General features: G+C 73.0%; 7 protein-coding genes (1 of these 7 running past the window's edge). 3 read left to right on the plus strand and 4 right to left on the minus strand.

Annotated elements, in window-relative coordinates:
* A protein-coding gene (locus ACSHWO_RS09060) for a non-ribosomal peptide synthase/polyketide synthase (protein WP_438311039.1) crosses the window boundary here: on the minus strand, positions 1 to 17,448 show its 5' portion. The gene continues 4,941 nt to the left of window position 1, outside the view; 17,448 of the gene's 22,389 nt are visible here — the first part of the coding sequence; the start codon lies at positions 17,446 to 17,448; its stop codon lies beyond the left edge, outside the window.
* Between the two features lie 195 nt (positions 17,449 to 17,643).
* On the opposite strand from ACSHWO_RS09060, the gene ACSHWO_RS09065 reads away from it, so the two are divergent.
* Positions 17,644 to 18,567, plus strand: coding sequence for an ornithine carbamoyltransferase (locus ACSHWO_RS09065; protein WP_438311041.1), 924 nt, complete (start codon positions 17,644 to 17,646; stop codon positions 18,565 to 18,567).
* 12 nt (positions 18,568 to 18,579) lie between these two features.
* Here ACSHWO_RS09065 and ACSHWO_RS09070 read toward each other — a convergent pair whose 3' ends face one another.
* The 3 genes from ACSHWO_RS09070 to ACSHWO_RS09080 form a co-directional block, all read right to left on the minus strand.
* Entirely contained in the window at positions 18,580 to 20,028 is a 1,449-nt protein-coding gene (locus tag ACSHWO_RS09070; RefSeq protein WP_438311043.1) for an amidase family protein, read from the minus strand.
* Complete coding sequence (locus ACSHWO_RS09075) at positions 20,021 to 20,788, minus strand: thioesterase II family protein (protein ID WP_438311045.1); 768 nt, start codon at positions 20,786 to 20,788, stop codon at positions 20,021 to 20,023. Before ACSHWO_RS09075 ends, ACSHWO_RS09070 begins: the two co-directional genes overlap by 8 nt.
* A 216-nt stretch (positions 20,789 to 21,004) precedes the next feature.
* A complete protein-coding gene (locus tag ACSHWO_RS09080; protein ID WP_438311047.1) occupies positions 21,005 to 22,933 on the minus strand; it encodes a BTAD domain-containing putative transcriptional regulator in 1,929 nt (642 codons plus the stop codon).
* Positions 22,934 to 23,700: 767 nt separating this feature from the next.
* On the opposite strand from ACSHWO_RS09080, the gene ACSHWO_RS09085 reads away from it, so the two are divergent.
* Together ACSHWO_RS09085 and ACSHWO_RS09090 are read left to right on the plus strand one after the other, a co-directional pair.
* Positions 23,701 to 24,159 (plus strand): helix-turn-helix domain-containing protein, encoded by a 459-nt coding sequence (locus ACSHWO_RS09085; RefSeq protein WP_361093709.1) that lies wholly within the window; start codon positions 23,701 to 23,703, stop codon positions 24,157 to 24,159.
* Between the two features lie 170 nt (positions 24,160 to 24,329).
* On the plus strand, positions 24,330 to 24,752 hold the full coding sequence (locus ACSHWO_RS09090; RefSeq protein ID WP_361093712.1) for a hypothetical protein: 423 nt from the start codon (positions 24,330 to 24,332) through the stop codon (positions 24,750 to 24,752).

Consider the following 24,752-nt stretch of genomic DNA (forward strand, 5'->3'; position numbering starts at 1 on the left):
CGCGGTGGCCCGGCCCACGCCGGTCACGGCGGTCAGCGCGGACTCCACCTCACCGAGCTCGATGCGGAAGCCGCGCAGCTTCACCTGCGTGTCCGCCCGGCCCAGATAGGACAGTTCGCCGTCGGCGGTCCACCGGACCAGGTCACCGGTGCGGTACATCCGCGAGCCGGCAGGACCGAACGGGTCCGCGAGGAACCGCTCGGCCGTCAGCGACGGACGGCCGAGGTAGCCGCGGGCCAGGCCCGCACCCGCCACGTACAGCTCGCCGGGGACACCGGGAGCCACCGGACGCAGGGCCGCGTCCAGGACGTACACCCGGGTGTTGGCGATGGGCCTGCCGATGGGCGGTGCGCTCGCCGTGTCGGCGTCGATGACGGCCGCGGTGGACCAGATGGTGGTCTCGGTGGGGCCGTACAGGTTGGTCACCGAGGCGGTACGGGCCACCAACTGCCGGGCCTGGTCGGCGGGCAGGGCCTCGCCACCGACCAGGGCCCGCACCCCGTGCAGCGGGGCGTCCTCGGCGAGGACGGCGCGCCACAGGCTCGGGGTGGCCTGCATCACCGACACGCCCGCCGAGGCGATCAGGGCGCACAGGGCCTGCGGGTCACGCACGGTCTCGCGCTCGGCCAGCACCACCGCCGCCCCGCCGAGCAGCGGCGCGAACAGCTCCAGCCCGGCGATGTCGAAGCCGACCGTGGTCACCGCCAGCAGCCGGTCGGCGGCGGTCAGCTGGAAGCGGTCGCTCATGTCCGTGAGGAAGTTCATCAGCTGGGCGGTGGGCACGACGACGCCCTTGGGGCGGCCCGTCGAACCCGACGTGTAGATCACGTACGCCGGGTGGTCCGGGCTCTGCCGCACCTCCGGCGGCACCTCACCGGACGGCTCCAGCTCGTCCACGAGCGCCACCGGCACCGTGTGCTCGCCGAGCCCGGGGAGCGTCTCGGCGTCGGTGACGAGCAGTACCGGCCGGGAGTCCGACAGCATGTAGGCCACCCGGTCCGCCGGGTAGTCCGGGTCGATCGGCAGGTAGGCACCGCCGGCCCGCAGCACCGCCAGCAGCGCCACCACCAGGTCCACGGACCGCGGCAGTGCCACGGCCACCACGGACTCCGGGCCGACGCCGTGCGAGGCGAGGTATCCGGCGAACGCGTCCACCCGCGCCGCCAGTTCGCCGTACGTCAGCTCCACGCCCTTGAACACCAACGCGCAGGCCGAGGGGTCCGACGCCACCCGGGCCGCGAACAGCTCCGGGAACGAAGGCCGGTCCTCCGCCGCGCCGGACGGCGCGGGAGCAGCCCATTCGTCCAGGACCCGGCCGCGCTCGGCGTCGGACAGCACGTCGACCGCCGAGACCCGGCCGTCCGCGTCCGCGAGCAGCCCCTCCAGCACCCGGACGAACCGCTCGCCCAGAGCAGCCGCGCTGGCCTCGTCGAAGAGGTCCGAGGCGTACTCGATCTCGCCGCTGATCCCTGCGGGCGTTCCGTCGCCGTCATGGCGCTCGAACAGGGCGAAGGACAGGTCGAACTGCGAGACCGTCGTGGTGGAGTCGCCTGCGGAGACCTGGAGGCCGGGCAGCGCGAGCGATGCCTCGGTGTTGTTGTCGAAGAGCACCATCACCTGGAACAGCGGGTGGTGGGCCATGGAGCGCTGCGGGCTCACGACCTCGACCAGGCGCTCGAAGGGCACGTCCTGGTGCGCGTACGCAGCCAGGTCCGTCTCCCGCACCCGGGCCAGCAGCTCACGCACCGACGGGTCGCCCGACACGTCCGTGCGCAGCACCAGCGTGTTCACGAAGAACCCGATCAGAGCATCCAGAGCCTGGTCCGACCGGCCGGCGACGACCGTGCCCAGCGGCACGTCCGTCCCGGCGCCCATCCGCGACAGCAGCACCGCGACGGCGGCCTGCACCACCATGAACGGGGTCACCCCGCACTCACGGGCGACCGCCAGCAGACGGCCGTGCAGCTCCGCGTCGAGGGCCAGGTCGACGGCGCCGCCGCGGTAGGAGGCGACAGCAGGGCGGGGCCGGTCCGTCGGCAGTTCGATCAGTTCGGGCGCGCCGGCGAGGGCGGTGCGCCAGTGGTCGATCTGGCGGCCGGCCGTGCTCGACGGGTCGCTCTCGTCACCCAGCACCTCCGCCTGCCACAGCGCGTAGTCGGCGTACTGCACCGGCAACGGAGCCCAATCCGGCACCCCGCCCCCGACCCGCGCCGCATACGCGGCCGACAGGTCGTCCGCCAACGGCGCCAGCGACCAGCCGTCACTCACGATGTGGTGCATCAGCACCACCAGCACCGACGACCGCTCACCCACACGCAGCAACGTCGCCCGCAACGGCAACTCCGCCGACAGGTCGAACGCATACCCCGCAGCACCGTCCACAGCAGCCGACAGCCCCTCCTCCGAGACCTCCGCCACCCGAAGCACCACACCGGCATCCGCCACCGGCAGCACCCGCTGGTACGGCACACCGTCCACATCCGCGAACACCGTCCGCAGACTCTCGTGCCGGCCCACCACATCACCCAGGGCCGACTCCAACGCCACCACGTCCAACGCACCCTCGAGCCGCAACACCAGCGGAACGTTGTACGTCGCCGACGGACCCTCCAACGCGTGCAGGAACCACAACCGGCGCTGCGCCGCCGACAACGGCACACGCCCCGGACGCTCCCCCGCCACCAACGCCTTCCGCGCCGCATCCGCACCCACCAGACGAGCCGCCAGACCCGCCACCGTCGGCGACTCGAACACCGCACGAACGGGGAGTTCGACACCGAACGCGGTACGGATGCGGCTGATCAGCCGGGTGGCGCGCAGCGAGTGCCCGCCGAGCTCGAAGAAGCCGTCGTCGAGGCCGACCTGCTCGACCCCGAGGACCTCGGCGAAGAGTCCCTGGAGGATCTCCTCCGCCGGGGTGCCGGGGCCGCGGTCGGCCCCGGTGCCGGCGGGGCTGGGCGACGGCAGCGCGTCGCGGTCCACCCGGCCGTCCGCGGTCAGCGGCAGCCGGTCCAGGACCACCAGGGCGGCCGGGACCAGGTGATCGGGCAGCGCGGCGCGCGCGAAGGCGGCCACGGCGCCGGTCGGGACGGCGGCACCGGGGGCCGGTACCAGGTACGCGACGAGGGAGCCGTCCCGCACCGCCACGACGGCACGGGCGACGTCGCCGTGCTCGGTCAGGGCCGCCTCCAGCTGCGTCGGGTGGGCGGTGAAGCCCGGCAGCGGCAGCGGCGCCCCGACGAACTCCAGCTCGCCGTCCGCGGTCCAGCGGACCAGGTCGCCGGTACGGACCATCCGTGCGCCCTCGGCACCGAACGGATCGGCGACCAGCGACGGGGCGGAGCCGAGCAGCGGCCCGCCGACGTACAGCTCGCCGACGACACCCGGCGGAACCGGGCACAGGCCGGAGTCGAGCACGTACAGGACGGTGCCGGGCAGCGGGGTGCCGAGGGGCACCACGGGGTCCCAGTCGTCCGGGTCGCAGGCGCGCTCGGTGACGGGGCCCGCGGCCTCGGTCAGCGCGTAACCGTGCCACAGGGGCACGTCGACGGCTTCGAACCAGGCGCGCTGCAGCGGCTCGGCCAGCGCCTCGCCGGAGCAGAACACCCGCCGCAGTCCCGCCTCGGGCAGCGCCGGGTCACGCAGGAGCTCGGCCAGCTCGGAGGGGGTGACGTGCAGGGTGGTGGCACCGTGCAGACGGTCCGTGCCGTACGGGTCGGACGTGCGCCCGGCGCGTACGACGGTGGCACCGGCGGTCAGCGGCCACAGCAGCTCGTCGATCTCGCCGACCGTCCCGGGGGCGGCTGCCGCCCGGACGCGGTCGGTGGAGTCCAGGCCGTGCACGCTCTGGCGGGCCGCGATCCGGGCCGCGACGACGTCCTGCGGGACGTGGACGGGCGTACCGGTGCGGGTGCGCAGGACGAAGGGCTCCCCGCCGACGAGCGCGGTCAGGATGCCGGCCGGCGGCTGCGCCAGCAGCTGCCCGTACGTGGTCTCGGTGTCGCCGTCGACGATCGCGACGGCGTCCTTGGGCTGCGCGTCGATCAGCTCGAGCAGGGTGGGCGCCTGCGGCGGAGCCTGCGTGCCCCGGTGGGACACGGCGTGCGGCAGTGCGATCCGGTCCACGACGACGTCCGCATCGGCGCTCACCGTCTCCAGCAGGTGGACGAACTGCTCGGCCATCCGCTGCGCCGTGCCGGCGTCGAAGAGGTCCTCGGCGTATTCCAGGTCGATGCCGACGCCCTCGGCCGCGCCGTCCGCGCCGACCGCCTCCTGCACGTGCAGGGTCAGGTCGAAGCGGGCCGCTCCCATCTCGACGTCCTCGTCGAACGAGGCGTCCAGACCGGCCAGCGCGAAGTCGCCCTCGTCGTCGTTCTCGAAGACGAGCATCACCTGGAAGAGCGGGTGGTGGCCCAGGGAACGGCCGGGGCGGACCACGTCGACGAGACGCTCGAACGGCACGTCCTGGTGGGCGAACGCGGCCAGGTCCGCGTCGCGGACCCTGCCCAGCAGCTCGCGGAAGGAAGGGGCTCCGGACACGTCGGTGCGCAGCACGAGGGTGTTGACGAAGAACCCGACGAGGTCCTGGAGGCTGTCGTCGGTCCGTCCCGCGACCGGGGTGCCGATCGGGATGTCCGTCCCGGCGCCCAGCTTGGACAGCATGAGGGCGAGGGCCGACTGCAGGACCATGAACAGGGTCGTGTTGGTCTCGCGCGCCACGGCCTGGAGACGGCCGTGCAGCTCGGCGGGGATGCGGATGCCGACCTCGCCGCCGCGGTGGGTGGCCTCGGCGGGCCGCATCCGGTCCGTCGGCAGGGGCAGCAGTTCGGGGATGCCGTCGAGGGCGCCCTTCCACCACGCCAGCTGCTGGCTGACGAGGCTCTGCGGATCGTCCTCGGCACCGAGCAGTTCGGTCTGCCACAGCGTGTAGTCGGCGTACTGCACCGGCAGTCCGGGCCAGCGCGGTGCCCGGCCGGACCGCCGGGCGGCGTAGGCGGTCGACAGGTCGCGTGCGAGCGCCCCGGTCGACCAGCCGTCGCTGGCGATGTGGTGGACCAGCAGGAGCAGCCGGTGCTCGTCCGGTCCGTCGCTGAACAGCGTGGCGCGCAGCGGCGGTTCGGTTTCGAGGTCGAAGGTGTGCCGGGCGGCTTCGGCGGGGTCCGCGACGTCGGTGGCCAGGACGGGCCTGGCCTCGTCGACGCCGAGCACCCGCTGGTAGGGGGTGCCGTCGGCATCGGACGGGAACACCGTCCGCAGCGTCTCGTGCCGGGCCACGACGTCGCCCAGCGCCGCTTCCAGGGCCGCGGCGTCGAGCTCTCCGGTGAGCCGGATCAGCAGGGGCACGTTGTAGGTCGTGTTCGGGCCCTCGAGCCGGTGCAGGAACCAGAGCCGCTGCTGGGCGAAGGACAGGGGCACGCGGGCGGGACGCTCCCGGCGGGCCAGGGCGGGCCGGTCGGCGGCGGCCGCGCCGTCGATCCGGGTGGCGAGCCCCGCCACCGTCGGCTCGGCGAACAGCGACCGGACCGTCAGCTCCGTGCCGAGCTGCGACCGGATGCGGCTGAGCAGCCGGATCGCGGACAGCGAGTGGCCGCCCAGGTCGAAGAAGTTGTCGTCGATGCCGACGGTGGCGACGCCCAGGGTCTCGGCGAAGAGACCGGCGATGATCTCCTCGACGAGGGTCCGCGGGCTGCGCCGCACGGCGGCGACGGCGGCGTCCTCGGCCGGGAGCTCGGCCGGGATCTCGGTGCCGACGACGAACCTGGCGGGGACCAGGTAGTCGGGCAGTACGGACTCGGCGAGGCGCCGGGCGGCCGTCGCGTCGCCGTCGTGGACGACGTACGCGACGACCCGGGCGGAGCCGGCGACGACGGCGGCGTCCGCGAAGACCTCGCGCAGCCGGGCCGCGACCTCCGCGGGGTTGACGCGGAAGCCGCGCACCACCCGTACGTCCTCGGGGCGCCCGAGCAGCTCGGTCGTGCCGTCGGCGGTGCGGCGGGCGAGCTCGCCGGAGGCGAGGGTGGCCACCACGCCCGGGGGCACGAGCCGTCCCTCGGCGTCGACGAGCGCGGTGTCCCGCTCGTCGTCGGCGAGCAGGTCGAGTCCGGAGACGGGTGCCGCGGGGTCGGCGGCGGCCGCGGTGAGCAGCCGGATCAGGCGGTCGCCGAACGCGTCCATCGTCGACCGGTCGAACAGGTCGGTGGCGTACTCGATCTCGCCGACGATCCCGGCGGGCTCGCCGTCCGGTCCGTACCTCTCCTGCAGGCGGACGTCCATGTCGAACTTGGAGGCGTCGCCGACGACGTCCTCCAGCCGGGTTTCCAGGCCGGGCATGGTCAAGGAGACCTCGTCGAAGTTCTCGAACGTCAGCATGACCTGGTAAAGCGGGTGCCGGGAGAGCGACCGGACGGGGTTGACCACCTCGACGAGGCGCTCGAACGGCACGTCCTGGTGCGCGAACGCGGCCAGGTCGGTCTCGCGGACGCGGTCCAGCAGCTCGGCGAACGTGGGGTCGCCCGAGACGTCGGTGCGCAGCACGAGCGTGTTCACGAAGTAGCCGAAGAGGTCCTCCAGCGCCTCGTCGGTCCGCCCGGCGACGGGCGTGCCGATGGCGATGTCGGTGTGGCCGCTGAGCCTGCTCATCAGGGCGACCAGGCCGGCCTGGATCGTCATGAAGAGGGTGGTGTTGGCCTGGCGGGCGAGACGCAGCAGGGCGTCGTGCAGTGCGGCGTCCAGACGCAGCGGCGCCTCCGCACCGCCGTACGTGGCCACCGGCGGACGGGGGCGGTCGGTGGGCAGGTCCACGAGCTCGGGCAGGCCGCGCAAGGTCTCGGTCCAGTAGGCGAGCTGCCGGGAGATCGCGCTCTCGGGGTCGTCCTCGCGGCCGAGCAGTTCGCGCTGCCAGAGGGTGTAGTCGGCGTACTGCACGGCCAGCGGCGCCCAGTCGGGCGCGCGCCCCTCGGCCCGTGCCGCGTAGGCGACGGAGAGGTCGTCACCGAGCAGCGTCTCCGACCAGCCGTCGCTGGCGATGTGGTGCATGAGCGGCAGCAGGGCGTGCTCTTCGTCGCCGAGCCGGAACAGGGTGCAGCGGATGGGCAGTTCGTCGACGAGGTCGAAGTGGTACTGGGCGGCCTCGGCGAGCGCCGACTCCAGCTGCTGCTCGTCGTCGACGTCGACGACGAACAGGTCCACGACCGCTTCGTCCGCGGGCACGATGTGCTGGTACGGCGTGCCGTCGGCCTCGCGGAACAGGGTGCGCAGCCCTTCGTGCCGGGCGACCACGTCGTGCAGGGCGGCCTGCAGCGCCGGAACGTCGAGCGGTCCGGAGAACCGCATGACGAGCGGCACGTTGTAGGTCGAGCTGGGGCCTTCGAGCCGGTTGATGAACCACAGTCCGCGCTGGCCGAAGGAGAGCGGCACCCGCTCCGGGCGCTCCACGGGCTCCAGGGCGAGCCTGGCCTCGGCCGCCTGGTCCGTCCAGCCGGCGAGCCCGGCGACGGTCGGCGTCTCGAACAGGGCCCGGACGGGCACCTCCACGCCCATCGCGGACCGGATGCGGCTGATCAGCCGGGTGGCCAGGAGCGAGTGCCCGCCCAGTTCGAAGAAGTTGTCGTCGATGCCGACCCGGTCCACGCCCAGTACGTCGGCGAAGAGCACCGCGAGCAGTTCCTCGCGCGGGTTGCGGGGGCGCCGGCCCTCCGCGGCACCGGACAGCGCGGGCGCGGGCAGCGCCTTGCGGTCGAGCTTGCCGTTCGGGGTGAGCGGCAGCCGCTCCAGCGTGACGAAGGCGGCGGGGACCATGTGCGCGGGCAGTTCGGCCGCGACGTGGTCACGGACGCGGGCGGGGTCGCCGCCGACCAGGTACGCGGTGAGGCGCGGGTCACCCGGCTGGTCCTCGCGGACGATCACGGCGGCCTGGCTGACGTCCGGCGCCCCGAGGACGGCGGACTCGACCTCGCCCAGCTCGATCCGGAAGCCGCGGATCTTCACCTGGTCGTCGGCCCGGCCGAAGTAGGACAGCGTGCCGTCGGCGGCCCGGCGGGCCAGGTCGCCGGTGCGGTACATCCGGGTTCCGGGCGCGCCGTACGGGTCGGCGACGAAGCGCTGCGCGCTGAGGCCCGGGCGGCCGAGGTAGCCGCGGGCCAGGCCGGCACCGGCGACGTACAGCTCGCCGGTGGTGCCCGCCGGGACGGGCTGCAGGCCCTGGTCGAGGACGTAGACGTGCAGGTCGGGGATGCCGACGCCGACGACGCTGTTGGCGGTGGCGGCCGCCGAGACGCGGTCGAGCGCGTGGTGGGTGACGTGCACCGTGGTCTCGGTGATGCCGTACATGTTGACGAGCACGGGGGCGTCGTCGGCGTGCCGGTCGTACCAGGACGAGAGCCGTCCCAGGTCGAGCGCCTCACCGCCGAAGATCACGTACCGCAGCGCCAGGTCGGTGCCGGGGTTCTCCTCGTCGGCCTGCATGAGCTGGTAGAAGGCGGACGGGGTCTGGTTGAGCACGGTGACGCGCTCGTCCCGGAGCATCCCCAGGAAGTCGAGCGGCGAGCGGCTGACGTCCTGCGGTACGACGACGAGCGTGCCACCGCGCAGCAGCGGTCCCCACAGTTCCCAGACGGAGAAGTCGAAGGCGTAGGAGTGGAACAGCGTCCACACGTCGGACTCGTCGAAGCCGAACCACTGCTCCGTCTGCGTGAAGAGCCGCACCACGTTCTGGTGGGGCACCAGCACGCCCTTGGGCCGGCCCGTGGAGCCGGAGGTGTAGATGATGTACGCGCCGTTGTCGGGGCGCAGCGCCGGGCGGGCCGGGTCGGTGACGGGTCCGTCGGCCAGCTCCTCGACGACGACGCGGGTGACGCCCTCGGGCAGTGCCACGTCCGCGGCCAGGCTGGTCACGACGGCCGCCGGACGGGCGTCCTCGACGACGAACGTGATCCGCTCGGCCGGGTAGGCGGGGTCGAGCGGCAGGTAGACGCCGCCGGCCTTGAGCACGCCGAGGACACCCACCACGAGGTCCGCGCTGCGCGGCAGGGCCAGCGCGACCACGGACTCCGGGCCCACGCCCTGCGCGAGGAGGGTGTGGGCGAGCCGGTTCGCCCGCGCGTTCAGCTCCGCGTACGTCAGGCGCTGCGCGCCGTCGACGAGGGCGGTCGCTGTCGGGTGCGCGGCGGCGGCGGCCTCGAACAGCGCGGGGACGGTCGTCGGCTCCGACTGCTCGGGAGCCGGCGCGGTCCACTGCTCCAGGAGCTCACGGCGTTCCGCCGGGGCCAGGATGTCCGTCTGCCACAGGGTCTGGTCGGGGTCGGCCACGACGGCCCGGAGCAGCCGGGCCAGCCGGTCGACGATCGCCTGCACGGTGGACCGGTCGAACAGGTCGGTGGCGTACTCGACCAGGCCCGACAGGCCGGCGGGCTCGCCGTCGGGTCCGTGGTTCTCCTGCATGTCGAAGTCGAGGTCGAACTTGGCGACGCCGGATCCGACGTCCTCCAGAGCGGCCCGCAGGCCGGGCAGGCCCAGCTCCGCCTCGGCGTTGTTCTGGAAGAGGATCATGACCTGGAAGAGCGGGTGGTGCGCGAGGGAGCGGGTCGGGTTGAGCACCTCGACCAGTCGCTCGAAGGGCACCTCCTGGTGGGCGTACGCCGCCAGGTCGGTCTCCCGGACCCGGGCGAGCAGCTCCCGGAAGGTCGGGTTCCCGGAGGTGTCGGTGCGCAGCACCAGGGTGTTGACGAAGAAGCCGATGAGCTCGTCGAGCGCCTCGTCGGTCCGTCCGGCGATGACACCGCCGAGCGGGATGTCGTCGCCGGCGCCGAGCCGGGTGAGCAGTCCCGCCACCGCGGCCTGGAACACCATGAACAGCGTGGTGTTGGTGTGGCGGGCGAGTTCCAGCAGCTGGGCGTGCAGCTCGGCGTCGAGCTCGAAGCGGACCTCGTCGCCGCGGAAGCTCGCCGCGGCGGGGCGGGGCCGGTCGGTCGGCAGCTCCAGCCGCTCCGGGAGCCCGGCGAGGTTCTCCTGCCAGTAGGCGAGCTGCTGCGACAGCATGCTCTTCGGGTCGTTCTCGGAGCCGAGCAGTTCCTGCTGCCACAGGGTGTAGTCGGCGTACTGGACGGGCAGCGCGGGCCATGCCGGCGCGCAACCCTCCAGCCGGGCGCCGTACGCGACGGAGAGGTCCCGGGCGAACGGCGCGTCCGACCAGCCGTCACTGGCGATGTGGTGCAGGAGGAAGAGCAGGACGTGCTCGGTCTCCGACAGCCGGAACAGGGTGATCCGCAGCGGCAGTTCGGTGGCGAGGTCGAAGCCGTACCGGGTGGCGACGGCGAGCTGCTCGGCGAGGCCCGCCTCGTCGGTCTCGACCAGGGTCACCTCCGGCTGTTCGGCGTCGGTGATCAGCTGGTAGGGCTGCCCGTCCACTTCGGGGAAGCGGGTGCGCAGGCTCTCGTGCCGCGCGACGATGTCACCGAAGGCGGCTTCGAGGGCGGCCCGGTCGAGGGGCCCGGACATCCGCAGCAGCAGCGGCACGGTGTAGGTGGCGCTGCGGCCTTCGAGTCGGTACAGGAACCACAGGCGCCACTGCGCCGCCGAGACGGGGACGTGCTCCGGCCGCGGCATCGGGGCGAGGGGCAGCCTGGACTGCTCGGCGCCCTTCATCCGTTCGGCGAGTTCGGCGACGGTGGGCGCCTCGAACAGGTGCCGGATGGCCAGCTCCACGCTGAACATCGAGCGGATGCGGCTGAGCAGCCGGATCGCGGTGAGCGAGTGTCCGCCCAGGTCGAAGAAGCTGTCGTCGATGCCGACGGTCGGCACGCCGAGCACGGCGGAGAAGAGGCCGCAGAGGATCTCCTGCTCCGGGGTGCGCGGCGCACGGTAGGAGAGCGGCACGGCGGCGCCGGCCGCGGCGGCCTGCTCGATCGCCGGCGCGGCGGCCGGCGCAGCGGCAGGCAACGGGTCCGCCGCGGTGTCGGCCGCGGTGCCCGGCACGGTCGCGACGGCTGCGGCGCCCGCCTCGACGAGCTCGCCGACGGCCACGGAGGCGTCGTCCACGAAAGCGGTGAGCAGGCGGACGAGGTCGGCGGCGAGCACGTCGATCTGCGCCGCGTCCAGCAGGTCCGGCCGGTACTCCAGGCGCAGCTTGAGCTGCTTGCCGGGGAGCACGGAGAGGGTCAGCGGGTAGTGGGTGGCGTCGTGGTCCTCCAGCACGCTCGCCCGCAGGCCGGGCGCGGGCTGCCACACGTCATCGTCGTCGTGCGGGTAGTTCTCGACGATGGTCAGCGTGTCGAAGAGCTCCCCCAGCCCCGCTATCCGCTGGACGTCGTTCAGCCCGAGGTACTGGTGCGCGATGAGCCGGGACTGCTCGTCCTGGATGCGTTCCATCAGCCGCCGCAGGGGCTCGTCCGCGTCGAGCCGGACGCGGACCGGCAGCGTGTTGATGAACATGCCGACCATCACCTCGCTGCCGGCGAGCTCCGCAGCGCGTCCGGAGTACGTGGCGCCGAACACCACGTCCTCCTGCCCGGTGCGGGCGGCGAGCAGCAGGCTCCACAGGCCCTGGACGGCGGTGTTGAGGGTGATCCCGTCCTCGCGCAGCCGGTCCTGGAGCCGCCCGGACACGGTGTCGGGCAGGTCGCAGTAGACCTCGAGGGGGCGTGCGGGCGCCCCCGTGCCCGGCTCGGCGAGCAGGGTCGGTGCGTCGAGCCCGGCGAGCGCACCGCGCCAGACGTCGTGCGCGGCCGTACGGTCCTGCTCCGCCAGCCAGGCCAGGTGGTCGCGGAAGGCGGCGGGCTCGGTCAGGGTCTCGCCGCGGTAGAGCGCGAACAGCTCGTCGAGGACCAGCTGCATGGACCAGCCGTCGAAGAGGATGTGGTGGTTGACGAGGACCAGCCGGTGCTCGTCCTCGGCGAGCCGGACCAGGGTGAACCGCAGCAGCGGCGGGCGGCCGAGGTCGAAGCGCTCGGCGCGCGCCTCGGCCACGACGCGGGCGAGCGCGGGCTCCCTCTCGGCCTCGGCGAGCCCGGTGAGGTCGATCTCCCGCCACGGCAGTTCGAGGCCGTCGACAACCACCTGCACGGGCTGCGACAGGCCTTCGTGGTGGAAGCCGGCCCGCAGGTTCGGGTAGCGGTCGAGGACGGTGGCCGCCGCGGCACGCAGGGCGCCGGCGTCCAGCGGGCCGCTCAGCGCGAAGACCTCCTGGACGGCGTAGACGTCGGCGCCGTCGGAGTCGTAGAGGGCGTGGAAGAGCAGGCCCTCCTGGAGCGGGGCGAGCGGCAGCACGTCGACGAGGCCGGGCAGGGCGCCCTCCAGCTCCTCGATGTCGCCCTGCGAGAGCTGCACGAGCGGCAGGTCGGACGGGGTCAGACCGCCGGTGGACACGGTTGCCAGCGCGGTGAGCGAGGCGAACCAGGCCTCGGCCAGGTCGCGTACCTCCTCCTCGGTCAGCAGGCCCTGCGCCCAGGTCCAGGTCGCGACGAGGCGCGACCCGTCGGCGTGGTCCACGGTCACGGCGTCGAGCTCGATGCCGAGGCCGAGCGGCGCGGCGCCGTCGAATCCCGCGCCCAGCGCCGGGGCCTCGGGGGCGGGCGCCCAGTCGGCCACTTCGGGGGCAGCGGACCGGCCCAGGTAGTTGAAGCCCAGCTGGGGGCGGGCGTACCCGGCCAGTTCCGCGGCGGTCCGCGCGTCGCGGTGGCGCAGCACGCCGTACCCGATGCCGTTGTCCGGCACCGCGAGCAGCTGCTCCTTGACGAGCTTCAGGGCACGGACGCCGTCCGCGCTGCCCGGGTCGACCCGGACGGGGTAGGCGCTGGTGAACCAGCCGACGGTACGGGTGAGGTCCAGGCCGGGCACGATGTCCTCGCGGCCGTGCCCCTCCAGCTCCAGGAGCAGCGCGGAGGCGTCGACCCCGCGGCGGCCGCGCCAGTCGGCGACCGCCAGCGCCAGACCGGTGACCAGCACGTCCCGCACACCCGCGCGCACGGTTGCGGGGACCGTGGTGAGCAGCGGTTCGGTGACGTCGGCCGGCAGGGTGAGCGTCAGCGTCCCGGCCGCGGCCCGGACGTCGGTGGCGGGGTCGAGGGGCCGGCTGCCGAGCAGCGGGTCGGGGGTTTCCAGCACCGACCGCCACAGCGGCAGTTCACCGGTGCGGCGGGCCGCCTCCTCGTCGAGGAGGGCGCTCCACCGTCGGAAGGAGGTGCCGACGGGTTCGAGGGTCTCGCCCTCCCAGGCGGCCTGCAGGTCGCCGAGGAGGGGCTGCCAGGAGACGCCGTCCACGGCCAGGTGGTGCACGAGCAGCAGCAGCCGACCGGACTGCGCTCCGGCGTCGAACCACACCGCGCGCACCAGGTCGCCCTTGTACGGGTCCAGTTCGGCCTGTGCGGCCCTGCGGTGCTCCTCGATGGCCCGGCCCAGCGCCTCGGCGTCGAGGCCGGCGACGTCCGCGCGCCGTACGGCGGCGGTGACGGAGCCCGGAGCGGGGACGGAGAGCTGCCACTCCTCGTCCAGGATCAGGCGCAGCGCGTCGTGCCGGTCGAGAACGGCCTGGAGCGCGGCGGTCAGCCGCTCGGTGCCGAGTGCGGCGGGCACGACGAGCAGCATCGACTGGTGGTACCCGGCGACGGGACCGCCGAGGTCGCGCAGGTCCGCCATGACCGGCGTGGGCAGCAGGGTGCCGGTCGCGACGTCCTGGACGACGGGGGCGGCGGGTGCCGCCGTGCGGGCGGCCGCCGCGATACGGGCGACGGTCTTGTGCTCGAAGACGTCCCGCGGGGTGATGTGCAGTCCCGCCTTGCGGGCGCGGCTGACCAGCTTGATGGAGACGATGCTGTCGCCGCCGAGGTCGAAGAAGCCCTGGTTCGGGCCGACGTGCGCCAGGCCGAGCACCTCGGAGAAGAGCGAGGCCAGCAGCTCTTCCTCGGGGGTGCCCGCCGCCACGGGGTCATCGGTCCCGGGAGAGGGCAGCGCGCCGGTGTCGAGGCGGCCGTCCTCGGTGCGCGGCAGCGCGGCGACGGTGACGTAGGTGTCCGGGACCAGGTAGTCGGGGAGCACGCGGGCGAGGTGTTCACGCAGGTCGACGGAGCGTACGGAGTGCCCGGGCGCGGTCACGACGTAGGCGACGGGGCCGTCCGCCACCGCTGCCTCGGCGAGTGCGGGGTGGGCGAGCAGGGCTGCGACGGTGCGGGAGACGTCAACCGGGGAGCCGCCCACGAGGACCGGCGGGTCGAGGCGTTCGAGGCGGCCGTCGGTGGTGTAGCGGGCCGGCGCGCCGTCGAGCGTTCCGGTCACGCCGTCGGGCACCAGCTCGCCGTTCTCGTCGACGACGCGGTGGGAGCGGCCGCCGAGTGTACGGCGTTCGCCGTCGGTGAGCAGGTCGATCGTGGCGATCCGGCGCCCGGGGTCGGCCACCGCGGCGCGCAGCAGCCGGCCGAGGCGGGAGACCAGTGCGTCGACGGTGGAACCGTCGAACAGGTCCGTGGAGTATTCGGCGATCACGTCCACGCCGGCCGGAGCGCCGTCCGCCGCGAAACGTTCCTGCAGGCGCAGGTCGAGGTCGAACTTGGCGACACCGGTGGCGGCCTCGTCCACCTCGACGGTGAGGCCGGGCATGTCGACCCCCGCCAGGCCGAGGTTCTCGAAGGTGAGCATCACCTGGAAGAGCGGGTGGTGCGAGAGGGACCGCGCCGGGTTGAGTGCCTCGACCAGCCGGTCGAACGGCACGTCCTGGTGCGGGTAGGCGGCCGCGGCCGTGTCGCGCACCCGGTCCAGGAGCTCCAGGAAGGTCGGGTCGCCCGAGGTGTCCGTGCGCAGCACGAGCGTGTTGACGAAGTAGCCGACGAGTCCGTCGAGCTGTTCGTCGGAGCGGCCCGCGGACGGCGTGCCGAGGGGGATGTCGGTGCCCGCGCCGAGCCGGGTCATGAGCGCGGCGAGCGCGGCCTGGACCACCATGAAGACGGTGCGGCCGGTGGACCGGGCGAGCGCGGTCACCTCCCGGTGCAGGTCGGCGTCGAGGCGGGTGCGCAGTTCGCCGCCGCGGAAGCTCGCGGCCGGGGGCCGGGGGCGGTCGGTGGGGAGTTCGACGAGCTGCGGCAGCCCGTCGAGCGCGGTCCGCCAGTACTCGATGCCGCCGTCGGCCTCGCCCTGCCAGAGGGTGTAGTCGGCGTACGTCACCGGCAGTTCTTCCCACTGCGGTTCCTGGCCGGCGCAGCGGGCCGCATAGGCCAGGGACAGGTCCTCGATCAGCGGCCGCTCGGACCAGCCGTCGGCCGCGATGTGGTGCATCAGCAGCAGGAGGGTGTGTTCGTCCGTGCCGGTCCGGGAGAACAGCGTGGCCCGCAGCGGAGCCTCGGTGTGCAGGTCGAAGGGGTACCGGGCGGCTTCGGCCACGGCGTCCTCGACGGCCGCGGTGGTGACGACGGTGAGCTCGGCGGGGGCGTCGAGGACGACCTGCCGGGCGACGCCGTCGGTCTCCGGGAAGACCGTCCGCAGGGTCTCGTGGCGCCGGGCGACGTCGCGGACGGCCGCGCGCAGCGCCTCGGTGTCGAGGTCACCGGCCAGGCGCAGGACGAGGGGGATGTTGTAGGTCGCGCTCGCGCCCTCCAGCCGGTGCAGGAACCACAGTCCGCGCTGGGCGTGCGACAGCGGCATGGGATCCGGGTGCTCGCCGCGGACCAGCGGCGGCCGGGCGGCACCGGCCTCGTCGAGGCGGGCCGCCAGTCCGGCCACGGTCGGCGACTCGAAGAGGGCGCGGACCGAGACCTCGCGGTCGAGGGCGGTACGGATGCGGCTGATCAGGCGGGCGGCGAGGAGCGAGTCGCCGCCGAGGTCGAAGAAGCCGTCGTCCACGCCGACCCGGTCGGTGCCCAGGACGTCGGCGAAGAGCCCGCACAGGATCTCCTCGGCAGGCGTGCGGGGCGCGCGGCCGGCTCCGGCGGTGAGCTGCGGCGCGGGCAGCGCGGCGCGGTCCAGCTTGCCGTTCGGGGTGAGCGGGAGCGCGTCGAGGACCACGTACGCCGACGGAACCATGTGCTCGGGCAGCCGGGCGGCCAGCCGGTCCTGCACCGCGGCGGTCTGTGCGGCGCCGACGTAGTACGCGACGAGGCGCTGCTGTCCGGGCCGGTCCTCGCGCACGGTCACGGCGGCCTGCGACACCTCGGCCAGTTCGGTGATCGCCGCTTCGATCTCGCCCAGTTCGATCCGGAAGCCGCGGACCTTCACCTGGTCGTCGGCCCGGCCCGCGAACTCGACGAGGCCGTCCGCGGTCCACCTGGCCAGGTCACCGGTCCGGTACATCCGCTCGCCCGCGGCGAAGGGGGAGGCGACGAACCGCTGGGCGGTCAGGTCGGCGCGGCCCAGGTAGCCGCGGGCGAGCTGGACGCCCGAGACGTAGAGCTCGCCCTCCTCGCCCGGCTCCACCGGGCGCAGGGAGCTGTCGAGGATGTGGATCCGGGTGTTCGCGACCGGGGATCCGATGGGCACGCTCCGGTGGCTCTCGCCGGGCCGCACCTCGTACGCCGTGACGTCGATCGAGGCCTCGGTGGGGCCGTAGTGGTGGCCCAGGCGCAGGCCCAGCTTGGTGACCACCTCGTCGGCCAGGGAGGGCGGCAGCACCTCGCCCGCGACGAAGAGCAGCCGCAGCGCGAGACCGGGGGTGTCCCGGATCGCGGGCACCGCGACGGCCAGCAGCGACGGGACGAACTGGGCGACGGTGACGCCGTGTTCGGCGGCGTACGCGAGCAGCAGGTGCGGCAGGCCCAGCACCTCGTCGGGCGCCATGCAGATCGTCGCGCCGGCGATCAGCGGCAGCCAGATCTCCGAGCCGGACGCGTCGAAACTGAAGGCGGTCCGGGCGAGCACCACGTCGGACGCGTCGATGTCCCACTCGTCGGCCTGCCACAGCATGTGGTTGGCGACGCCCTGGTGCGGTACGACCACGCCCTTGGGCAGGCCCGTCGAGCCGGACGTGTAGATGACGTAGGCGGCGTTCGCGGTGCCGACGGTGACGTCGGGCGCGGTGTCGTCGCCCGAGGTCAGGTCGATGTCGTCGAGGAGGACGACGGGGGCCGTGGTGTCGGGCAGCGTGGCGCGCGCGGCCGTGGTGGTGACCACGACCGACGGGCGGCCGTCGGACAGCATGAACGCGATCCGCTGTGCGGGGTAGCGCGGGTCGACCGGCAGGTAGGCCGCCCCGGTCTTCAGGACGGCGAGCATCGCGACCACGGCGTCCGCCGACCTCGGCAGCGCCAGGGCCACGACCCGCTCGGGACCGGCCCCGAGGCCGATCAGCCGGCGCGCCAGCCGGTTGGCCCGGCCGTCGAGCTCCCGGTAGCTGAGCACCGTCCGGCCGAAGACCACGGCGGGGTGGTCGGGGGCCCGCCGTACCTGTGCCTCGACCAGTGCGGGCAGCGGCAGCGTCACCGCATCACCGTCCAGGCTCGACCCGATCGGATTGCGCGTCGCACGACGGTCCACGCTGCTGACTCCTGTACTTCGTCGACAACTCGTAACGGCCGGGACGCACGCACACGTCCGACACGTTGGCAGACCGTACGGAGCCGGATTTTCAGCGTGTTATCGCGAGCCCATCCGGCCCGGGGCCGTGGTCGATACCACCGCGATAAACGGCCCCTCTACATTGCGAAGCCCGCTGAGCACAGGAGTCGCGCAATGGTCCGAAACCACCTCATCTCGCTGGCCGATATCGCCGATGCCGACCTGTACCGGATCGTGGACAGGGGTCGACGGTTCGCCACCGGGGCGTGGCCGGCCGAGACGCTGGGCGGCGCCGTCGTCGGCGTGTACTTCCGGGCGACGTCGACGCGTACCCGCACGGCGTTCTCCTCGGCGGCCCTGCGCCTGGGCGCGCGCCTGATCACGTACGGCCCGCACGACCTCCAGCTCAACACGGGCGAAACGGTGCAGGACACCGGCCTGGTCCTGGGCGGCATGCTGGACGCGCTGGTCGCCCGCACGGCGGGGAGCACCGACGAGCTGCGCGCTCTGGCCGGCCAGGACCGCATGGCAGTGGTGAACGCGATGGGGGCGCAGGAGCACCCCACCCAGGCACTGACCGACCTGACCGCGATGGCCGGACACTTCGGTGATCTGGCCGGGCGGCGCGTGCTCTACATGGGCGAGGGCAACAACACCGCTGCCGCCCTGGCGCTGGCCCTTCCGCGCTACCCGGGCACGGAGCTGCACCTGCGGACCCCGCAGGGCTACGGCGTCGACCCGGACGTCCTGGTCCGGGCCGAGCAGTACGCGGCCCTGCACGGTTCGACCGTGACCGAGCGGCACGACGCGGCCGACCTGCCCACGGGCGTCGACGTCGTGTACACCACCCGCTGGCAGACCACGGGCACCTCGAAGGCCGACCCCGACTGGCGCGAGGGCTTCGTCCCGTTCCGGGTCGACGAGGCCGTCCTGCAGTCCAGCCCGGACGCGGTCTTCATGCACGACCTGCCCGCGCACCGCGGCGAGGAAGTCACCGCCGCGGTGCTGGACGGGCCGCGTTCGATCGCGTTCACCCAGGCCGAGGCGAAGATGCACAGCGCCGCGGCCGTTCTGGAGTGGAGCCTCGGGGCCCTGTAGAACCGGGCCGGGTCACCGGGCGGGCGGGCGGCGGACCGGCCCCGTCCGTTCGAAGGCGTAGGCAAGTCGGAGCAGTACCGGTTCGCTGAACGCCCTGCCGGTGAAGGTGATGCCGACGGGCAGTCCGTCCGACCAGCCGGCCGGCATGCTGATCGCCGGATAGCCCGCGATACCGGGCGCGAGTGCGGCGCCGTGCGGGTCCGGGTCGCCCTCGACCATGTCGATCGGCCACGGGGGCGGGCAGGTCGGCATGACCAGCGCGTCGAGCCGGTGCTCGTCCATGACGGTGTCGATGCCCTCCGCCCCCGCCAGCCTCCGCATGGTCGCCAACGCCTCGCGGTACCCCGCGTCGTCCAGGTCGGGCGTGAAGCCGGCCAGCATCTCCAGGACGTCCTGCTCGAAGTACTCCAGTTCGACCGCCGCGTTCTCCCGGTTCGCCGCGACCAGGGCGGCGATGGAGCGCGGATGGTCGCCGGGCGTCCGGGCGAGGTACTGGCCCAGGGCGTGCGCGGTCTCGTGCATCACGACGGCACCGAAGGCCGGATCGGAGGTGAACCTGTCCGCCGTCGGGATGTCCGTGCCCTCGACGATGACCGCTCCGGCCCGGCTCATGGTCTCCAGGGCGCGCTCGGCTACCTCGTCCGCCGCTTCGCTGTAGCCGAAGAACTCCTTGCGGGGCACTCCTATGCGTGCTCCGCGCAGCCCCTGCGCGTCGAGGAACCGCCGGTAGTCCAGGGTGGGCGCACCCTCCGTCGCCGCGTCCAGGGGGTCGGGTCCGGCGATCACGGTGAGGACTTCCGCGGCGTCGGCGACGGTCCGGGTCAGGGGGCCGATCGAGTCGAAGCTGGGGATGGCCGGGATCATTCCCGCTCGGCTGGTGAGCCCGGTCGTCGGCTTCACCCCCACGAGGCAGTTCGCGGCGGCCGGGCCCAGGATCGACCCGATGGTCTCGGTGCCGAGCGCCACCGCGCACAGGTTTGCCGCGACGCCGACCGCCGAGCCCGAGCTCGATCCGTGCGGCGACCGGCTCGTGTCGTAGGGGTTGCGGGTCTGGCCGCCCCGGGCGCTCCATCCCGCCGGCCCGAGGATCCACGAGGTCTTGTTCGCCTTGCCGAGCAGCACGGCCCCGGCGGCCCGCAGCCGGGCGGCGACGGTGGCGTCGCGCTCCGGCCGGGAGCCGAGCATCACCGTGGAGCCGCTCGTGGTGTGCATCCGGTCGGCGGTGTCCAGGTTGTCCTTGAGGAGCACGGGAACGCCGTGCAGCGGCCCCCGGACCGGACCGGCGTCCAGCCGCGCGGCCTCCGCCTCCGCGTCCGGGTTCACTTCGATGACCGCGCGCAGTTCCCCGTTGCAGCGCTCGATCCGGTCCAGGTACCAGCGGGTCAGCTCCAGGGCGGTCAGCCGCCCGTCGGCGAGCGCCTCCCGCAGCTGTGCAAGGGTCGCTTCGGTCGGATCAAACACGGGACACCGCCGGCAGGGAGGAGAGCTCGCGCAGCAGTGCGGGCTCGTGGTCGGTCAGGTAGAAGTGGCCACCGGGGAAGAGGGTGCGCGTGAAGGGGCCCGTGGTGACCTCGGACCAGGCATCGACGTCCTCCGTGCGGGTGTCGGCGTCGTCCTCGCCGTGGAACGCGTGCACCGGGCAGTCGAGCGCCCTGGGTGGGCCGGGCCGGTACGTCGCCACCAGCGAGAAGTCGGACCGGATCGGCGGCAGGACGAGCTCGCGCAGCTCGGGGTCCTCGAAGAGCTGGGCGTCGTATCCACCGAGTCGCTTGACCTCGGCGATCAGCGCTTCGTCGGTGAGCACGCCGTTGCCGTCGCCGCGGCGGGCCGAGCCGGGCCGCGCCGAGTTCCGGCGTGAGGGCGGTACCTGGCCGGACACCAGCAGGGCGCTCACCGGCATCCGCTGTGCCACCTCGTACGCGATCCACGCGCCCATGCTGTGGCCGAACAGCACGAGCGGCAGGTCGAGCAGCGGGGTGAGCGCCTCGACGACCGCCTCGGCCATCGGTTCCATCCGGTCGATGCAGGGCTCGGCGACCCGGTCCTGGCGCCCCGGGTAGCGTACGGCGAGCACCTCCACGTCGGGCGCCAGCCCGGCGGGCCAGGTGCGGAAGGCGCTCGGGCCGCCGCCGGCGTGCGCGAAGCACACCAGGCGGACCCGGGGCCGTTCCGCCGGTCGGTACCGCCTCAACCACTGGTCGGCCTGCTGAATGGCAGTCATGGTGTTCCTCCGTAGGAACGTTGACGTTCTGTTCTCGTTGCGGCCGCCGGCGGCTTCGGCCGACCCGCCTGCGCGGTGCGTACGGCGGTGCGGTGAACCGTCGTCGTCCCGGGAAGACGACGAGCGCGGCCCAGGCACACGTCCACGGATCACGTGGTGTGCGCCTGGGCCGCGGCAGGGGTCCGAACGCGCCCCCGAAAGCCCGGCAGGCTGCCGTCAGGAGACGCTACGGAGGGCCGGTATCGGTGCGCTATCGCCTGCGTCCGCCGAGGCCGCCCTCACCCGTTCCAGCGCCGCACGGCGCTCGGCGGCGTCCTCCACGGCATGGACGGTCTCCTCGGCGTGCAGAGCCAGCAGACTGGGCAGGCGGTAGCGGAACCAACCGTCCGCCCCCGTGTCCGTGACCTCGAGCAGCGTGGCGTCCACGAGCTCCTCCAGAAGCCCCTGGGCGTTCATCGGATCGGTGTCGAGGAGCGCCTGGGCCGCCCAGACCGGTATCCGGTCCCCGTCGATGAGCCCGAGCCGGGCGTACAGCTCCGCGGCCGCGGGCGGGAGCGCGTCGTAGCCGCTGCCCAACGCCGTCCGCAGCGTCGGAGCGCCGGTGTAGAGCTCCTCCAGCCGGTGCCGGGGGTCGCTGAGCCGGGCCAGCAGGTGGGGCAGACGCCAATGGGGTTTGGCGACGAGCCGGGCGGCGGCTGCGGACAGGGCGAGCGGCAGGTAGTCGCACAGTGCGGCGAGCTCGTTCGCCGCGGCGGCGCCACCCTCCTCGACGCTTCCGTCGCTCACCAGGGAACCGAGCAGCGCCACGGCCTCCGCGGGCTTCAACTCCGCCAGCCGCAGCCGGACCTGCGCCGCGATCGCGAGCACCCGGCAGCTCGTCAGGAGGAAACAGCAGCTCCCCGACTTGGGCACCAGCTCGTCCGCGGTGGTGTCGTCGGGGACGCCGTCGAGGATCACCAGCATCCGCCGGTCCTCCACCCGCCGGTGGAACTCCTTGAGCCGGTCCTGGCGGCTCCTGGGGATCTGGGCGTCCGACAGGCCGAGGGCCCGCAGGAGGACGCCGGGGACATCGGCGGCCTCGGTCTGCTTGAGATCGACGTAGAGCTGCCCGTCGGCGAACGCTTCGGCCGCCCCGCGCGCCCAGTGCAGCGCCAGCGCGGTCTTGCCGATGCCCGGTCGGCCCACGAGCAGGCCGACGGCCGAGGCTCCTCCGCGGGCCCGGCGGAGCAGGGTGTCCAGAGTGTTGAGCTCACGGTCTCGGCCGATGAACGTCGCCGCTCCGGAGGGGAGTTCGGGCAGGGCGGTGCCGGCGCTCAGCGGCCCGGGAAGGTCGGCTGCCGGCATCAGTCCGGAGGTCTCCTGGAGGATGGCCGTGTGCAGGTCCTGGAGGACGCGGCCGGGTTCCAGTCCGATCTCCTCCCGGAAGACCCGTTGTGCCTGGCGGAAGAGGCTGAGGGCCTCGGACCGGTGGCCCGACCGGTAGTGGGCGAGCATGAGCGCTGCCCGCGCCTGCTCCCACAGCGGCTGGTCGGACACCAGGGTGGTCAGTTCGGCAATGATCTCGCGATGCCGGCCCAGCTGCAGCTGGAGGGTCGCGTACTGCTCGTACGCGGCGAGCCGCCGGTGCTCGAGCAGCACCGCCTCCGACTCGATGACGGGGCTCGAGATGTCCGTCAGGACCGGACCCCGCCACAGGGCGAGGGCCTGGCCCAGCAGGTCGGCCGATGCGCCGGCGTTCCCGCGCTGGGCGAGCGTCTGCGCCGCTGCCACGCCGGATGCGAACTGCACCGAGTCGATCTGGTGTCCGCCCTTGCGCAGCAGGTAACCGGGGGCGGCCGTGACGATCACCTTGTCGGTGCACCCCGCGGCTTGGAACGCCTTGCGCAGGCTGGCGACGCATATGGCGATCTGGGTGCGACTGGTCGCCGGCGGACGCCCGTTCCACACCGCCTCGACCAGCTGGTCGATCGACACGACCCGGTCGGGCGCGAGCAGGAGCATCGCGAGAACGGTCCGCTGCCTCGGTCCACCGATCTCCACCCTCCGCGACCCGGCCCAGACCTCGAGCGGGCCGAGGACGCGGAAATCGAAGCGGCCTTCGCCCCGGACGGTGTCGCTCCGCTGCCCCGGGTAGAACGAACCCACCGCGGTATCCTCGTGCCCCGAGGCCGGCAGTAAAGCGGTCATTGCTTGCAGCATTCGAATCCCCGTTATGTGTAGCTTTTGAAAAAACCTGAGAAGTGCGTTCACGGCCGGCGATCGCGACGGCCGCGATCGCAGGGCCGTGGCCCCTCGGACTGCGGCCCGCTCGCCACCTCATGACGCACCGCCGTACGACGTGCAGGACAAGGCGTTGGGCTGGTGTCGCCGCACCGTACGGTCCGGGGCGGCAACGACTGGACAGGTGAAGGACCTCGGTGGGATAGGTGGAAAGGCGAGACGGCGGGGGTGACGGTCCACCCGGCACGGCCGGGCCGTACCGCCGTCCCGGACGGCGGTGTCACGCCGCTGGAACCTGCTTGTCAGCCGGGTCGGGAGACATCCGCCGGGCAAGCCCGCTGCGGGCCACCGGCCGAGGACGCGGACAGCCGGGAGTCCTCAGAACGTGGGTTCCGCTGCCGAGTCGGCCGGCGCGGTGCAGAGCCGACACCCACTCGGGCATCCTTGTCTCGGTCGCATGACGACGTCTCTCCCCCTGTGCCTGAGGACGGAAGGAACCACTGGCGAGCGGGCCGAAGAGCACTCGACCGGCTCAACTCAGGTGAAGGTTCGGCCAGCTGTTGACCGACATCCCAGTGGAAATCTTGCCTGCCAGGACACTAACTTGACGGATGCCACCCCTTCAACTCTTGTCACAGGACTGGCACGATCGCTGTTGCCACAGGTGGAGACCGGAGAGAGCCGGAGAGAGCATGGTCGACACAGCAGGACAGAGTCTGGCCGACAGGCTGAACCGCCTCTTCGCAACGGTCAGACCCGATCCTCATCACGAGTACAGCAACGAGTACGTCGCCGCGGCGATCCGGCAGTCGGAGGCCGACGTCTCCATTTCCCAGAGCTACATCTGGCAGCTCCGCAACGGGCGGAAGAGCAACCCGACACTCATGCACCTTCGGGCACTGGCCGGGTTCTTCGGCGTGCCGACCGCCTACTTCGTCGAGGACGAGGCGGCGGACCGGATCACGAAGCAGCTGGAGCTCCTCGCCTCCGAGCAGGCCCGCATGCACGAGGCGTCCCAGGGCAACGACGTGAAACTGATGGCCATGCGCGCCGGTCAGCTGTCGCCGGGGCACCGGAAGCAGGTGATGGACCTGCTCGACGTCGTCTACCGCCTGGAACAGGCAGAACGTGCGATAGAGCCGGGCAGTTGACCGATTCTCTTCTGGCGACGTGTAGAACCGCAGCGTTGGATGAGACGGCACCACGGCACCACGAGCGGAGAAACACCTTGAAAGAGCGAGAGCTGAGACGCCGATGCAGGCACACTCTCCGGTCCCTGGGAATCCAGCCGCCGCTCCATGTGCCGTCGTTCTGCCAGGCGTTGGGAGAGCACCGGGGCCGCCCCATCCGGCTGATCGACTACGCCCTGCCCGTGCCGGGACCGTACGGCGTGTGGATCGCCAGCAAGTCGGCGGACTACGTCTTCTACCAGAAGGAGACCAGCAGGGCCCACCAGGACCACATCATCCTGCACGAGATCGGTCACATCCTGGCGGGCCATCAGAGCGACGAGATGGACGATGCGTTCTGGCAGTCGATGGCGCCCGAGCTGTCCGGCGACGTCATCAGGCGAGCGCTCCGGCGAACCTCCTACGACGACGAGCGGGAACGGGAAGCCGAGCTGGTCGCCACCATCATCCTGGAGTGGGCCTCCGTACTGAACCGCGTGAGCCCGAGAACGGCGGACGCCCAGTCGACCAGGCGCATCAGTTCCGCACTGGTCGACAGGATGGGTTGGCTCTAG

The sequence above is a fragment of the Streptomyces pallidus (ex Mingjun et al. 2026) genome, assembly GCF_051550185.1.
GTDB lineage: Bacteria > Actinomycetota > Actinomycetes > Streptomycetales > Streptomycetaceae > Streptomyces.